Below are 15,285 nucleotides of genomic sequence, written 5' to 3'. Positions count from 1 at the left end.
GCGTTGCAAGCTGATGAACATCCACCACACGCGTATCGGTCGCGGCAAACCTCTCCTTCTGGTCCACGGCCTGGGAGGGAGCATCCACTCGTGGAGCACCATTTCGCCGACGCTTGCGCAGACCAGAGAGGTTATCGCGCTCGATCTGCCGGGCCATGGGCTAACAGCCGCACAGACAGACAGCGGTACGTTTGACGGGCTGGCGCGCAGCCTGGGTGCGTGGCTGGATGAGCAAGGTCTCACCGGAATCGATATGGTCGGCAGCTCGCTGGGTGCCCGCCTGGTGCTTGAGATGGCACGGCGCGGGCGCGCGGGTGCTGTCGTCGCGTTTGATCCTGGTGGCTTCTGGCAAGGCTGGGAGCGCACGTTTTTCAAAACGACGATTTCGGCATCCATCCGTCTGGTCCGGGCCCTGCGACCCACACTCCCTGCCATATCCAGAAACATTGCAGGGCGCAGCGCTCTCATGCTTCAGCTTTCAGCCAGGCCCTGGGCATTGAACCCGGCGCTGATCGCACACGAACTCAGGTCATTTGCGGACACAAGCACGTTTGACGCGCTCGTGAGTGATCTTGCCGATGGTGCAAACCAGCAGGGCCCGGCCAGTACCAACGCACCGGTTGCGATCGGCTGGGGACGCAAGGATCGGCTGTGCCTTCCGCAACAGGCAGACCGCGCCATGGCGGCCTTTCCCTCAGCGACGCTCCACTGGTTTGAGCGCAGCGGACATTTCCCGATGTGGGATGAGCCCGAGGACACCATCCGGTTGATCCTGAATGCCACGGATACACCACCGACCCAGTAAGGCTGGGAAGCGTCTGCCTGCGGATGCGCCATCCACTCTTGCAGCAGAGGCTCAGACGGCGGCGTTGGCGCTTTGTTTGCCCGTGTGCGAGGCGACCCGCCAATGAGCGATTGGCATTCCCGTTTATCACTCTACTAAAGGCGCACAATGCTGCGCATCACTGAACTCACCCTGCCGCTTCACCATCCCGACGAGGCTCTGCCTGCGGCCATCTGCAAGCGGCTGCGGATCGGCCCGCGCGATCTGGTGCGCCATGTCGTCGCGCGTCGCGGTCATGATGCGCGCAACAAGGCCAACATCCAGCTGGTCTATTCGGTCGATGTGAACGTGAAGGACGAGGCAGCGGTGCTCGCGCGCTTTCGCAAGGATGTCCACGTCCAGCGCGCGCCGGACCCGCGTTATCATCTCGTCGCCAGGGCACCGGAAAGCGGCCCATCAAAGCGACCCGTCGTCATCGGCGCGGGGCCATGCGGTCTTTTTGCCGGGCTGATCCTGGCGCAGATGGGTTTCCGCCCGATCATTCTCGACCGGGGCAAGGTGGTGCGCGAGCGGACCAAGGACACCTGGGGGCTGTGGCGGCGCGGGGTGCTCAATCCGGAATCGAACGCCCAGTTCGGTGAGGGCGGCGCAGGCACCTTCTCCGACGGAAAGCTTTACAGCCGGATCAAGGACCCGTGCAACCGCGACCGCAAGGTGCTGACCGAATTCGTCAAGGCCGGCGCTCCGGCCGAGATCCTGACCGAGGCGCATCCGCATATCGGGACGTTCCGGCTGGTGACGATGGTCGAGAGCATGCGCAGGAGCGTCGAGGAACTCGGCGGCGAATATCGCTTCTCGAACCGCGTCGATGGCATCGATATCAGCACCGATGCCCAGGGCGAACGCCGCGTGCGCGGTGTCCACTTGAGCACGGGCGAATATCTGGAGGCCGACCATGTCGTGCTCGCTGTCGGTCACAGCGCGCGCGATACATTCGCGATGCTCCACGCCGCAGGCGTCCATGTCGAGGCCAAGCCGTTTTCGATCGGGGTCAGGATCGAGCACCCGCAATCGTGGATCGACAAGGCGCGGTTCGGCGTCAATGCGGGCCATCCGATCCTTGGTGCGGCCGAATATCACATCTCGCACCACTGCAGCAACGACCGCACCGTCTACAGCTTCTGCATGTGCCCCGGCGGCACCGTCGTCGCGGCGACATCCGAGGAAGGCCGCGTCGCCACCAACGGCATGAGCCAGTATTCGCGCAACGAGCGCAACGCCAACTCCGGGCTGGTGGTCGCGATCGATCCGGCACGCGATTTTCCCGGCGATCCGCTCGCGGGGATTGCGCTGCAGCGCCACTGGGAATCCATGGCTTACGTTGCGGGTGGATCGAGCTACAAGGCTCCGGCGCAACGGCTGGGCGACTTCCTGGCAGGACGCCCCTCCGAGGCGCTCGGGTCGGTCACCCCATCCTACAAGCCCGGCGTGCACATGACCGACCTGGCGCAATGCCTGCCCGATTATGCGGTCGCCGCGATGCGCGAGGCACTGCCCGTGTTCGGCCGACAGATTCCGGGCTACGATCACCCCGATGTGTTGATGACCGGCGTCGAGACTCGCACGTCATCCCCGATCCGCTTCACCCGGGGCGACAATCTCCAAAGCCTCAACACTGCGGGGCTGTTTCCTGCAGGAGAAGGGGCGGGCTATGCGGGCGGCATCCTGTCGGCAGCGGTCGACGGGATCAAGATCGCCGAAGCCGTGGCGCTGAGCCTGGGCAAGGCCGCTGGCGCCAGGCAGTGACCGCAATCGCAGGGCGATCCAGCGTTCAGCCTGACCTGCCAGGCACCCGTTCGATGGCAACGACCGCACCTTCCTGAAGCCACGGCCCGTGCGAAGGGTGCAGCGCTTCGGATGCCAGGCGAGCATCCTGCAGCTGAGCCCGCCGACCAGCCGTCGCCATGCGCGAACGCGTGACTGGTCCTGCGTGTCAGCGCCAGCAGGCGAAATCTCCTGTTTTTTATTTGGGCACAGCTGGGGCCGAATTGCGCGAATATCGTTCTCGCGCGAGGCGGCAGCCATGCTCCTGTGGGTAACGGCGACCAAGACTTGCTGGCATGAGCCCAATTTGCGATTGACTTGCAACAGCATTATCTTCAGTGGGGAGGCTCAAGCTATGCAAGGGGTTTTTTGAGTGTTCAGTCATGCCAAGTGCGTTTTCAAAACGGCGCTTATCGTTTCGTCCGCGCTGGGAACTGTGGCCCATGCGCAGGAAGCTGCCAGCGCGCCGCGCGATGATGCGGATGAACAGATTGTCGTGACCGGTGAGGTGTCGACGTTCGGGGCCACCAAGTCCGACGCTCCGATTGTCGAAACACCGCGCTCCATTTCGGTGGTGACGGCGCGCGAATTCCAGGACCGTGGCGCACTGACCCTCAGCAACACGCTCAACTACACCGCGGGTGTCACCAGCAATGCGTTCGGCCTGTCCACGCGTGGCGACTTTGCGACGATCCGCGGGCTCGATGCGCCGGAATATCAGGATAATCTTCAGGTCCAGTTCGGTTTCTACAACAACGCCCGCGTCGACATCTACACGCTGGAACAGGTCGAAGTGCTGAAGGGCCCGGCGTCCGTGCTCTATGGTCAGGCGGCACCGGGCGGGATTGTCAGCACCGTCTCCAAGATCGCCGGGCGGGACAAGCTCGGCAAGGAGATGGTGTTCACGGCGGGCAACTTCGACCGCTATCAGGCATCGCTCGACTACGGTTTCGATCTGAGTGGCAACGGCAACCTGACCGGACGCCTGGTCGCCATCGTGCGCAACAGCGGCACCGAAGTCGACTTCGTCAACGATGACGCGATCGTCATCGCGCCATCGGTCACCTATGACAACGGCCGCACGGCCGTGACCGCGCTGTTCAACTATACCGAGCGCAAAGGTGATACTGACTCGCAGTTTCTGCCGCTGTACGTGACCGCCTGCCAGTCGAGCCAGGTCACATTTTCCGATCCCGGTTTCTGCGCCGGCGCGCCTGCCCAGGGTGTCGACAATTCCACCTATCTGGGCGACCCGGGCTTCAACCGCTATGATACGCAATCGGTCACCGCGACCGTATTTCTCACGCACGATTTCAGCGATGCCCTGCGGTTCGAGGGGACCGGACGGTACCGCGACAACGAGGCGGTCTACCTCCAAGCATGGCCCGCGTTTCTGGGCGATGGCAACCCACGCGTTCTGCCCGACGGGACGCTGATCGGGCGCAGCGTGTTCGGCGGGCCTGCAGGGTCGACCCAATATGCCTTCGATGCCCGTCTGCGGGCGAATTTCGAAACCGGCCCGATCCGTCACGAGGTGCTGGCAGGCGTGAATTATCAGGACGTCGACACCTTCGAAAATCAGGCGTTCTTCAATCTGCCGACGACGTTCAACGTGTTCAGGCCGGTCTATGACCTGGCGGGTTTCCCGACCTCTGCCCAGTTTGATGCGGCGCGGTTTCTGACCGAAAACCAGACCGAATCGACCGACCTGTATCTGATCGACCGGATGAGCATCGGCAATCTGATCCTAGACCTTGGCGTCCGTTATTCCTCGGTTAATTCGCGCGATGCGGCGAACGACCAGAAGGACGAGGAATACCCGATCACCGCAGGCGCTCTCTACAAGACCTCGATCGGCCTCAACCCCTATGTCAGCTACGCCGAGTCCTTCCGCGCGACCGTGGGAACCGATGTCCTGACATCGACGCCCTTGCTGCCCCGTCGCGGCGAGCAGATCGAGGCCGGCTTCAAATATCAGCCGCCCGGCGGATCGAGCTATTTTTCGGTCGCGTATTACAAGCTTGAAGAGAACAACCTCGTCGAATTCGTTGCCGCTGGCCAGACGCAGCCCGGACTGACGATCGAGGCCGAAGGTGTCGAGGTCGAGGCGCTGGTCCGGCTGGGCGATGTTTCGTTCGACTTCGACTTCCGTCACCAGAATGCCAGAGAGGTCAACGCGGCTGGCGTCAGCCTCCCCCGGGCGAGCCTGCCCGACACCACCGCCTCGTTGTGGACGATGTGGGTCCCGTCCGCAGGGCCGCTCGACGGTCTGAGGGTTGGCGCGGGCGTTCGCTATGCCAGCCAGAACGAAAGCAACGGCACGGCGTTTCCCGCTGCCAACGGCTTTGCCGCCACACCCAACCGGATCGTGACCGCTGGCTATACGGTGTTCGATGCGCTGCTTGCCTATCGCTTTGCCAGCGGGATCGAGGCGTCGCTGAACGTACGCAACCTGGCAGACAAGCAATATTACGCCACCTGCCTGTCGCGCGGGGACTGCTTCCCGGGCGAACAGCGCACGATCCTGGGAAGCTTGGCGTTCCGCTTCTAGGGAAGATGGGCAATGGTGCTTTGGCAGCTATCGGGTCTGGCTCTTTCTGGCGCGGGGATATTCGTGCTGTACCTTGCGTGGAAAGCCCGGCAGCGCAACTGGGGGCTGATCGGCCTGGGCTGGACGCTGCTGCTGGGCTCGCTGCTGGCGTGGGATCGCACCAGCGGCGTCGACAAGGGACCTGCGCTCGGGCTGATCTCGATCACCATCATGGCCATGCTGGCGATTTTCGTCGTCGCGATGCGCACGCCGGTCAAGCAGCGTCGCGAAGCGCGGACGCGCAATGTGGCTACCGACATGCAGGCCCGGGTCCGGCATTCGTTAGCGGTCAGCACCGCCAGCATTCTGGCCATCGTGATTTTCGGGCTGCTGGCTTCGGTAGCGGCCTGTACCGCGTTCTTCATGGCCGCCCGTTCGCTGGGCATGGAGCACACCGCCAACCTGTCGCTGACGATGTTCGCATTCCCGTTGGCCTGGGCCGCGCTGGCCACGTATATCGGCTATTCGAGCTGCGTTCAAACCCGGGCCCGGGTCGTTCTAGGTGCGCTCGCGCTGTCGAGCGTGATCATTTTCAGCAGCATGCAGGTGACGTGATTTGGCCGAAGCGAATGTCAAGAAATCGGCGATCAGGGTCGCCAAGGCTCTCGAAGCGCACAGCCTGATCGCGGTGATTTTCGGCGGGTTGATCTATATCCTCGCCGTGACCGGGACGCTGTCGGTGTTCAACCACGAGTTCCAGCGATGGGAGCGACCCGACGCGCCGGAAATGACAGCGATCGCTCCCGAGGCGGCCGAGCGCGCCGCGCTGGCAGTGTTCAGGAGCGAGGCAAAGCCGACCACGCATCTGTACATCAACTTTCCGCAGGACGACCTGCCGCGTACCGTCATCACCACCGATACCCAGGCGTTTTTCGCCAATGCCGATGGGACCATCGCATCGCGCGAGACATTCCCGTGGACGCAGTTTCTGCTCGATCTGCATTATTACCTGCACATGCCGCAGACCCTGGGGCTGACCGTGGTCGGCGCGCTTGGCGCAATGCTGATTGCGCTGTCGTTCTCCGGCCTGCTGGCGCACCCCCGCATCTTCCGCGATGCCTTCACGTTCCGCCGCAAGGCCGGACGTCTGACCACCGTCGATCTGCACAACCGGCTCGGCGTGTGGACGCTGCCGTTCCACTTATCCAATGCGCTGACCGGATCGATCCTGGGCCTGGCGTCGATTTTGGCCTTCGCGATTGCCGCAGCCGGATTCAACAACGATACCGAAGCGCTGTTCGCGCCAGTCTTTGGCGCAGAGCCCGAGATGGCGGCAGGCAAGGCGGAGCCAGCGGATATTGCCGGCCCGCTGGGCTATATGGCCCGCGAATATCCTGATCTCAACGTCACCTATTTCATTCTCCACGATCCCGGCACGGCAGGGCAGCACATCAACGTCATCGCCGAGCACCCCGACCGCCTGATCTTCGGAGATTATTACAACTTCACCGCCGCAGGCGAATTCAAGGGCAATGTCGGCATATCCGACGGCACAGTCGGCCAGCAGGTGACCGGCGCTGTCTATAACGTCCATTTCGGCAACTGGGGCGGGCTGATCGTCAAGCTGGCCTATCTGGTGTTTGGCACCGCGCTGTGCTCGATCGTTTCGAGCGGCCTCAGCATCTATTTCGCCAAGCGCGAGGCCAATGGCCGCCCCGCACCAAAGCTGGCAGCGGTGTGGACTGGCCTGGTCTGGGCTACGCCGGCAATGCTTGCGGTCACCCTGGTCGCGGCGCTTTCGGGGATAGAGGGCATGGGGCTGGTTGCGTTGTTCTGGGGCGGGCTCGTGGTGGCGCTTGCTGCCGCCAGCAGACACGGCAAGGCGCAGGTGGCACTCGCTGGCAAGGTGCTGCTCGGCCTCGCTCTGGCCTGCGCGGTCGTGCTGTATGTGGCTGGCTATGGCGCCGATGCGTTTTCGAACGCTGGCATGACGGTGACATTGATCGGGATTTGTGTTTCGGTCCTGATGCTCATCTGGTCCGGATGGGAATGGTTCGCCGCAATGCGGGTGAAGCAGGGCTCAGCGGCCAGCGCGATGCAGCCTGCGGAATAACAGCGAACCGGCCAGTCCCTTCGCTGACGCGATGATCTCGACCGGCAAGATCGCAACATCGGCATCGGAGGGCTCCTTGTGCGCTTCCCGAGCGAGGCAGGTGCCACGCTTGCAGGCCCTGCTCCTGGCTCACACGCCCCTGAAATACAGCCCGAGCGTGTTGTTGCGGTCTTCCTTGAACATCAGCGTATTTGCAGCGCCCTGGTAGGCGATCTGACGCGCCGCTGTTTCGCGGCCGATGACTCGCACGCCTTGCGAGATGACCGAACGCTCCCTGATCAGCGATTTTCCGATCACGGCGGTGTTGGGATAGAGGATGACGCCGTTCTCGATCACCGGCCTGTCCTCACCATGACGGCCCACGGTCGAGTTCTGGAACAGGACGAGATGATTGCCATAGTCGGCCTTGGACAGCACGATGCCGACCGAATGTCCGATCAGGAAAATGTCGGGCAGTGCTATGTCATAGAAAATGTCGATGGCGTTGAGCTGCTTGTTGAGCAGAAACAGCTTCGTGCACAAGGTCTTGGCCTGCTCGCGCCGCCAGATCGTGTTGGCGAGATAGTAGAGAAACGTGCAATATTGCGTCGAGTGCAGGATGTCGAACTCGCCCGGTGTCCAGATGCGGACTGCCGCGATGCAATGGTCCAGCCGTGCCAGAGCTTCGGGCAGGTAGCGGTCGATCAACCCGAAATCACTCTCGTCGCACAATGGGATCAGGCGGCGGATCTGTTCCTGAACATAGGCGGCAAGCCGGCTCGCCTCGAGGTTGAGGATCGTGATCGGTTCGCCGCTGCTCATCCCTGGTCCACCACGCAATAGCGGAAGCGAGGCCCGGCGCTGGCCTTGATCTCTTCCAGATAGTTCGAGTTCATCACGAAGATCACCGTGCCATCGGCAAGGCCGGGCAGCACCTCATCCGGCGCGCGGACCTGAAGGCCGGTTGCGGCCAGATATCTGCCCTGCTTGGCCGGATTGATGTCGATCACGGCCTGCACCGGCTTGCCCGCCCGTTCGCGCATCAGGGCAAAGATCACGCCCTTCGACGCGCCGCCCCAGATGACGCCCGGCGCATTTTCCAGCTCCTGTGCGTCCCCTAGGATATCGCACAGACCTGCAGGAAGCTCCGCGCGTTGCGCCGCGTTGAAAACCGGGCGCTGCAAGGTGGAAAGGTCCGCCACCACATAAATATACTGATCACCGAAGATATGGCCGCTGTCGATCAGCGCGCCAAACATCCGCTGAAAGTCACCCAGCCGGAAATAGTTCACATGCTCGTAGAATATGTCGAACCAGGCATGATGGTCGCAGATCCAGTCGAAACACGGTACTTCGATATAGATAAGGCCGCCGCCATTGTTCGCCTTGCGCAGGTCCAGCAGGAAATCGACCGGGTCGATGACATGTTCCAGCACATGCCGCAGTATCAGGCCGCGCCCTTGAATGCCGACGCCGGGGCGGAAATACTCCCGCTTCACCTGCGGGCTGTCGCCTTCATAGGTGGGGTCAAAGCCGGTGATCTGGGCGCCGCGCTCTGCAAGCATTTCCAGGAAAGTGCCCTTGCCGCAGCCGACCTCGACCAGCCCGTCGAGGCCCATGTTGCGTTCCACAATGTCCGCGACGATATCGAGATGAGCGCGGAAATGGGCGCTGACCGCCTGTTCATTCTGATAATTCTCGTCATAGTCCATGACGTCGGCGCGAAAGGCGGCATTGTAGATCAGACCGCTGCGCTGGTCCTCGACCAGACGGATGTCGCCCCGCTGGCAATCCCGCGCCTCAGCCACACTGGAATACATGCGGTTCTGGAAGATCGGAAACTGCGTCTGTTCGTACAGCAGCCGGCATTCCGCGATCTGGGTCATGCAACGAAGCTCCGTCATCAGGGTTGGCCCACAACATGTGGCGGATCGACGAGATTGTCGGGGCGCGCACCGAAGTTCAGCAGGTCGCGGCGACCATTTTCGTCGGCGATCGATTCTGCCATCGCCCGGATGGTGATGGGGATGCCCGAGCAGATGTTGACGGCACCCTGTGCGCGGCCAAGCGCCCGATCGACGATCATCGCCGCAGCATCGCGAACATCCAGATAGTCGCGCACCTGCTGCCCGCTGGTCAGGTCGGCTGTCTCGCCCGCTTGCAACTTCGCCCGCAAATAGGGGACGAAGCGCCTTTCGTCTTCGCCCTCTCCGTGAAGATAGAAGAGGCGGCACCACAGAAATTCCATCCCGGCCTGCGGCAGCCAGTGCGACAGCGCCAGATAGGTCGCGGCCTTGGCATCGCCATAGGGCGACGTGGGACGCAGGGGCGTGTCGATTCCGAGCAATCCGTGAGACACGTCATATTCGAAGCAGGTGCCCAGCCCGACGAACCGCTTCACTCCGGATTGCAGGCATCCTTGCGCCATGGTGATGGTGCCGGTCAGGCATTCCATATTCTCTGGCGCTACGAGATATTGGCCTGGTTGCGCATACCATGCGGCATGAATGACAAGGTCCACGCCCTGGCTTACCTCTTCCCACCATTGCGCGCTTTCGTGGAACAGCGAGGGCGTGCTGATCACGTTCTGCAGGGTGTCACATGCGCTCAGCCGGTCCTGCGTGCCTTCGCGCACGACCGCGCGGACAGCTATGCCCCGCTCACCCAGCCGGGCAAGCAATTGGCGTCCGACAAAGCCGGTTGCGCCGGTGAGCAGTGCCAGGGTCACGGCACGCGCCATCGCAGGTCGGAGTCCAATGCCTTGCTGGCCAGATGGTGTTCCAGCACCCTGAGGCGCAAAAAGGCAGATGTGCGAAAGCCGGCATCGATCTGCGGCGTTCGCTTCACGCCGTCGATCAGCCGGGCGATCGACTGGTCCAGCGACACCTGCGGCATGTGTTCGGGCGCAAACCGCTCGAAAAGCGCAAAGTCGACCTTGTAGGAGCGCTTGTCTGGCGGGGCGTCGGTGTTGATGCTCACCGACGTGCCCGGCACGTGGCGCGCCACGGCGCTGGCCAGATCGCGGACCTGGTAGTTGTTTTCCGGTCGTCCCGCGTTCACGACGAGGAAGGGAGAGGGCTCGCAAGGGGCGCGCAAGGCCGCCCAATGGATCGCGCGGGCCATATCCGCGACATCGATCAGGGGGCGCCAGGGCGTCCCATCGCTCAGCACCACGATCTCGCCGGTGGCAAGCGCACTGGCGACAAAATCATTGAGCACAAGGTCGAGACGAAGCCGATCCGACATGCCGCACGCCGTTGCGAAGCGCAGGCAGGTAATCGCCATGGCGTCGCTGCCGAGCGCGGCCAGCCCTTGCTCTGCGCCAATCTTTGACCGGGCATAGGCGGTCAGCGGGTTGGTCGCATCCTGTTCCGACCGCGCGCCTGTTTCAGCATAGCCATAGATGCTGCAACTCGACGCGAAGACGAAATTCGAAACGCCGGCTGCTGCGCTCATTTCTGCAAGCCGCAGCGTCGCCATCTGGTTGATGTCGTGCGTCGCCTGTTCAAAGCTGTGACCCATCGGGTCATTCGACACGGCGGCAAGATGGACCACGGCGTGCACGCCCTCAAGGATATCGGGGTCAATGTCGCGAACATCGCCGTAATATTGCCGGTCCAGCAGCGTTTCCGGCATACGCGCAGAGCCAGTCAGGGCATGCGCGAACCATCCGCTGTCATAGCCATGGAGCTGTGCGCCGGGCAGACTATCGCGCAGATAGCGGACCAGTTCCGACCCGACATACCCCATGTTTCCAGTGATGAGAATTTTCATCGATCACCCATTTGCTACAGCGCCGGAGGAAGGAAATGTGCACAATGCATCAGAGCGCCCGTAACGTTCAGGGCAGGATGAACCGCGTGAGATCGGAATCGCTGAAGATCAGGTTGGGCGAGAAGCCGCGTGCGAGAAACGCCTGCCTGTCGTCGCTGTTCATTATGAACACCGCCGTCCTGTCTATCGCATGGGCTGTCAAATCGTCCTGATCGCGGCTGACTGCGATGCCCGGGTTCAATCCAGTCTCGCGAAGGACGCTGACCAGGCCGTCGAAGTCCATGGCGCCATGCAGGATCAGACGGTCGACCTCCGCCGTTGCATTGACCATCCAGGACAATGTCTGCAACGCCGCGCACAGAAGCATCGTGTCCTTGACGCTGAGCACATCGGGATGGTCTTGCATTCCGCCCTGAACCAGTCGCGCATATAACTCGTAGCTTCGGATATAATCCTGTTTTGCGACCCAGAAGCGCAGCGCCACCGCCATGCGACGCAGCGTGAATTCCCTTATCACCTGATCGTAATCGATCAGATCGTCGGGATGATCGCTGATGTCGCCCTTTTTCATGCCGATATAGAGGAAATATTCCAGCCCGCCGCGATAGCGATCCCAGGCGGTCATCACCTCCTCGTTGCCCGCCTGCGGACGATCGCGGACGATATTGGACACCGTCACGGCCCGATAGAAGGGCGTCTTGAGGAATGAGACGGCGCCAAGGTCCAGATAATGGGCAAGGTGCGAGAACGCCCAATACGCAAAATGCCGCGGCGCCCACGCGACACGCAGCGCCGATGTGCGGGTGATGGCGACTTCGGGGAAGACATGATGGGTCATCAGGAAGACGAAGGCATCGTGGAAATGTCCCTGGTCGAACTTCGTGTCGGCCTCCACCGAATAGAAGGTTCCGGCATCCACCTTCTCGATCTCGTTGTGGAGATACCAGGGCGCGTAGGCAGCCGAAACGTCGGGGTTGGCATCCAGATAGCCGACCGCCTCGATCAGGCCCGGAATGACCAGCATGTCGTCATCGGCCAGATAGATGCTGTATTCGCCCCGTGCACGGCGGAAGACGCTGGCGAGGTTCGGTTCATAACCGCCGTTTTCGGATCGCCGAAAATAGCGGATAGGCAGACCCGCCGTTATGAAGCGGTCCGCCACTTCGCGCGTATTGTCTGACGAGGCGTTATCGGAAATAACGATCTCGTAGCTGTAAGGAATATCATATTCCTCGGCAAAATAGGTGAGTGCCTTTTCCAGGAATTCCGAACGATTATACGTCGGAATGCAAAAACTGAGCTTTATGTCGGTCATGGAAGGACACCCTTGTAATCTTCACACATCGCGTCCCGCTCGTTCATGATCAGGGGAGGGGATGGCCAATCAATGGAAAATGCCGGATCGTCCCACCGCACGCTGCGGCCCAGATCGGGCGCATGGCTTTCGGACATCATGTAGAAGATCTCGCAATCGTCGCTCAGCGTCAGAAAGCCATGGGCGCACCCCGCCGGAATGTAGAAGGCGTTGCGCCGGTCGGCATCCAGTTCGACGGACACCCATTGCAGATAGCTGTCCGACGCGGGCCGAAGGTCGACTGCGACATCGAACGCGCGGCCGCGCGTGGCCCGCACCAGTTTCGCCTCTTCTTTGGGCGCAGCCTGATAATGCAGGCCTCGCAGCGTGCCCCGCTGGGGATTTTGGGATGTGTTGCACTGGGGGAAATGGGTCGCCAGGCCATGCGCGCCGAAGACGTCCGCGCAGAATGTCCGAGCAAACAGCCCGCGCTCGTCCATATGAGCATCGACCTCCACGACCATCGCGCCGGTGATCGCAGTGGGGAGCAGTTTCATGACAGGATTGCCAGCGCCGGAACGGGAACGACAAACTGCCCGCCCCATGCCTTGATGTCATGGGCCGCGACAATCTCGTCCTTGATGTTCCATGGCAGGATCAGGACATAGTCAGGTCGGGTCTCCGCCATCTTTTGCGGAGCGTGGATCGGCAGTTTGCTGCCTGGCAGATAATGGTTCTGCTTGTGCGGGTTGCTGTCCACGACATACGCGATCAGATCGGTTGTCACGCCGCAGAAGTTGAGCAGCGTGTTGCCCTTGGCCGCAGCGCCATAGGCAGCCACGCTTTTGCCGTCGGTCTTGGCCTGTTGCAGAAAGGCGTTCAGATCACGCCGGATCGGTTCGATGCTGGCCTGGAAGGCCGCATAGCTTTCGAGGCGGTCCAATCCGGCTGCGGCCTCATCGGCGCGCACCTTGGCAAGGCCGGGTCCGATGGGGTGCGCTTGACTGTCTGCACGGCATCCCAGAATTCGAAGGCTGCCGCCATGGGTGGCAAGCTCCTCGACGTCGAACAGTTTCAGGCCATGTCTGGCAAACACCGTCTCCACCGCGAGCAGCGAGAAATAATAGAAATGCTCATGATAGATGGTGTCGAACTGCTTGTTCTCCATCAGCTGGAGCAGATGCGGAAACTCGAGGCTGATCACACCATCGGGCTTCAGCGCGGTGCTCAGGCCCGCCACGAAATTGTTGATGTCGGGGACATGGGCGAACACATTGTTGCCGACCAGCAGATCGGCCGCCAGCCCGCGCGAGACGAGGTCCCGTGCCGTTTCCGCACCGAAGAACCGGTTCTCGGTGGGAACGCCGGCGGCGCGCGCGACATCTGCGACATTGGTTGCAGGTTCTATGCCCAGTACGGGTATTCCGGCATCGATGAAATGGCGCAGCAGATAGCCATCGTTGCTGGCAATTTCGACAACCTGCGAGGCGTTCGTCAGGCTGAAGCGCTCGCGCGCCATGACGGTGAACTGCCGTGCATGCTCGACCCAGCTTGCGCTGTAGGACGAGAAATAGGCATAGTGGCTGAATATGCTTTCCGCTGACACCATGGCATCGGTCTGAACCAGCCAGCATTGGGTGCACACGATCGCACGAAGAGGATATACGGCCTCCGGCTCGCGCAGCTGATCGTGCGAGAGATAGTTGTTGGCAAGCGGCGTGGAGCCCAGGTCAACGACCATATGCTCCAGCGGCGCGTCGCAAAATCGGCATGAAGGCAGTGTCATGGCCAGAACCTACCTTAACGATCTTAAAATTATGGTTAACGCTTCGTGAAGTCCGGCGCCATGGGTGATGGCTCCGTTACCGCCACACTTTCCACGGTGCCGCGCCCGATCGCCAGAGCTCCTCCAGCTGATGACGTTCGCGAAGCGTGTCCATGGGCTGCCAGAACCCGTTATGCTCATAGGCAGCCAGTTGCCCTTCGCTTGCCAGCTGCTCCAGCGGCCCTGCTTCCCAGATGGTATCGTCACCTTCGATCAGATCGATCACCGATGGCTCGAGGATGAAGAACCCGCCGTTGATCCGGGGGCCTTCGCCAGACATTTTTTCCGAAAAGGCGGTGACGTGGATGCCGTCGGTGATGATGGCGCCAAAGCGCGCTGGGGGGTGCACGGCGCACATCGTGGCCTTGAGGCCATGGCTGCGATGAAACGCCAGTTCGGCGGTCAGGTCGATGTCGCCCACGCCATCGCCATAGGTCATGCAGAAACTCTCGTCCGCATCCAGATGGTGGCGGATGTTGCGCAGGCGGCCGCCCGTCATCGAGCCTTGTCCGGTATCGATCACCGTAACCCGCCATCTGGGCGCTGTCCGGCTGTGGAATTGCAGGCTGTTGTCTGAAAAGTCCGCCGTGAAGTCGCTGTTGTGCAGGACGAAGTTCGCGAAATACTCCTTGAGCATATAGCCCTTGTATCCGGCGCAGACGATGAAGTCCGTCATGCCATGGTGGGCATAGATGTTCATAATGTGCCAGATCATCGGATTTCCGCCAATCTCCACCAGCGGCTTGGGCCGAAGCGTGGTTTCTTCAGAAAGACGGGAGCCAACGCCGCCAGCCAGAATCACAACCTTCATTGTTTTTATGTCCTTTTTCGAAAGATTGGCGGAATTCCAGTGAGGCTGCGTTTTAGTCTGAGCGATGACGATCGGGTGCCATGATGCAGGGGCTGTTCCAGCGGAGGGTGTGCCTTGGCATGCGAGAATGAGTGGTGGCACCAGCATGCGCGAACGCGGGCCGATGCTTGGCAAGGCGGCGATGACTCCCTTCCGGATGCGTACTGAGAACAAGAGCAAATATACGCTAGCGCTGCCGGGTTCGTCCAGCCTCGCGAAACTGCTGATTCCATCCGTGCTGCAGCCCGCCCCGTCAGGTCGCGCAATGATCCAAGCCCCAGGACCTGTCGTTTCCGCCCCCCCCCCCCCCCC

At 61.6% G+C, this 15,285-nt stretch carries 13 protein-coding genes; 5 read left to right on the top strand and 8 right to left on the bottom strand.

Translation table 11 applies throughout. From position 1 onward, the window contains the following. Positions 1–13 precede the first annotated feature (13 nt). From D618_RS0112795 to D618_RS0112775, 5 genes are all read left to right on the top strand, one after another. Positions 14–805, top strand: coding sequence for an alpha/beta fold hydrolase (locus D618_RS0112795; protein WP_017671922.1), 792 nt, complete (start codon positions 14–16; stop codon positions 803–805). 147 nt (positions 806–952) lie between these two features. Beyond that, positions 953–2,590, top strand: coding sequence for an NAD(P)/FAD-dependent oxidoreductase (locus tag D618_RS0112790; protein WP_017671921.1), 1,638 nt, complete (start codon positions 953–955; stop codon positions 2,588–2,590). Between the two features lie 391 nt (positions 2,591–2,981). Beyond that, on the top strand, positions 2,982–5,159 hold the full coding sequence (locus D618_RS0112785) for a TonB-dependent siderophore receptor (RefSeq protein ID WP_017671920.1): 2,178 nt from the start codon (positions 2,982–2,984) through the stop codon (positions 5,157–5,159). Positions 5,160–5,171: 12 nt separating this feature from the next. Beyond that, the gene (locus D618_RS0112780) at positions 5,172–5,753 is read left to right on the top strand and encodes a hypothetical protein (protein WP_017671919.1); all 582 of its coding nucleotides are present in this window, start codon (positions 5,172–5,174) and stop codon (positions 5,751–5,753) included. Between the two features lies 1 nt (position 5,754). Beyond that, the gene (locus D618_RS0112775) at positions 5,755–7,251 is read left to right on the top strand and encodes a PepSY-associated TM helix domain-containing protein (protein WP_017671918.1); all 1,497 of its coding nucleotides are present in this window, start codon (positions 5,755–5,757) and stop codon (positions 7,249–7,251) included. 129 nt (positions 7,252–7,380) lie between these two features. Here D618_RS0112775 and D618_RS0112770 read toward each other — a convergent pair whose 3' ends face one another. The 8 genes from D618_RS0112770 to rfbF form a co-directional block, all read right to left on the bottom strand. Beyond that, entirely contained in the window at positions 7,381–8,052 is a 672-nt protein-coding gene (locus D618_RS0112770; RefSeq protein ID WP_017671917.1) for a hypothetical protein, read from the bottom strand. Continuing rightward, positions 8,049–9,116: a class I SAM-dependent methyltransferase gene (locus tag D618_RS0112765; RefSeq protein WP_017671916.1), complete on the bottom strand. Its 1,068-nt coding sequence runs from the start codon at positions 9,114–9,116 to the stop codon at positions 8,049–8,051. Before D618_RS0112765 ends, D618_RS0112770 begins: the two co-directional genes overlap by 4 nt. A 17-nt stretch (positions 9,117–9,133) precedes the next feature. Beyond that, a complete protein-coding gene (locus D618_RS0112760; RefSeq protein ID WP_202949958.1) occupies positions 9,134–9,958 on the bottom strand; it encodes an NAD(P)-dependent oxidoreductase in 825 nt (274 codons plus the stop codon). Beyond that, the gene (locus tag D618_RS0112755; protein ID WP_017671914.1) at positions 9,955–11,004 is read right to left on the bottom strand and encodes an SDR family oxidoreductase; all 1,050 of its coding nucleotides are present in this window, start codon (positions 11,002–11,004) and stop codon (positions 9,955–9,957) included. The genes D618_RS0112760 and D618_RS0112755 overlap by 4 nt, the downstream gene beginning before the upstream one ends. A 67-nt stretch (positions 11,005–11,071) precedes the next feature. Beyond that, the gene (locus tag D618_RS0112750; protein WP_017671913.1) at positions 11,072–12,319 is read right to left on the bottom strand and encodes a glycosyltransferase family 2 protein; all 1,248 of its coding nucleotides are present in this window, start codon (positions 12,317–12,319) and stop codon (positions 11,072–11,074) included. Then, positions 12,316–12,855, bottom strand: a complete 540-nt coding sequence (gene rfbC / locus D618_RS0112745; RefSeq protein ID WP_017671912.1) for a dTDP-4-dehydrorhamnose 3,5-epimerase — start codon at positions 12,853–12,855, stop codon at positions 12,316–12,318. The genes D618_RS0112750 and rfbC overlap by 4 nt, the downstream gene beginning before the upstream one ends. Beyond that, positions 12,852–14,084, bottom strand: coding sequence for a class I SAM-dependent methyltransferase (locus D618_RS0112740; protein WP_026091643.1), 1,233 nt, complete (start codon positions 14,082–14,084; stop codon positions 12,852–12,854). The genes rfbC and D618_RS0112740 overlap by 4 nt, the downstream gene beginning before the upstream one ends. A gap of 76 nt (positions 14,085–14,160) precedes the next feature. Then, on the bottom strand, positions 14,161–15,147 hold the full coding sequence (gene rfbF / locus D618_RS0112735) for a glucose-1-phosphate cytidylyltransferase (protein WP_275450222.1): 987 nt from the start codon (positions 15,145–15,147) through the stop codon (positions 14,161–14,163). Positions 15,148–15,285 lie beyond the last annotated feature (138 nt).

The sequence above is a fragment of the Blastomonas sp. AAP53 genome (assembly GCF_000331245.1).
In the GTDB taxonomy this organism is placed as follows: domain Bacteria; phylum Pseudomonadota; class Alphaproteobacteria; order Sphingomonadales; family Sphingomonadaceae; genus Blastomonas.
Note: the sequence above shows the minus strand (reverse complement) of the source record. Positions and strands in the feature narration are given on the sequence as shown.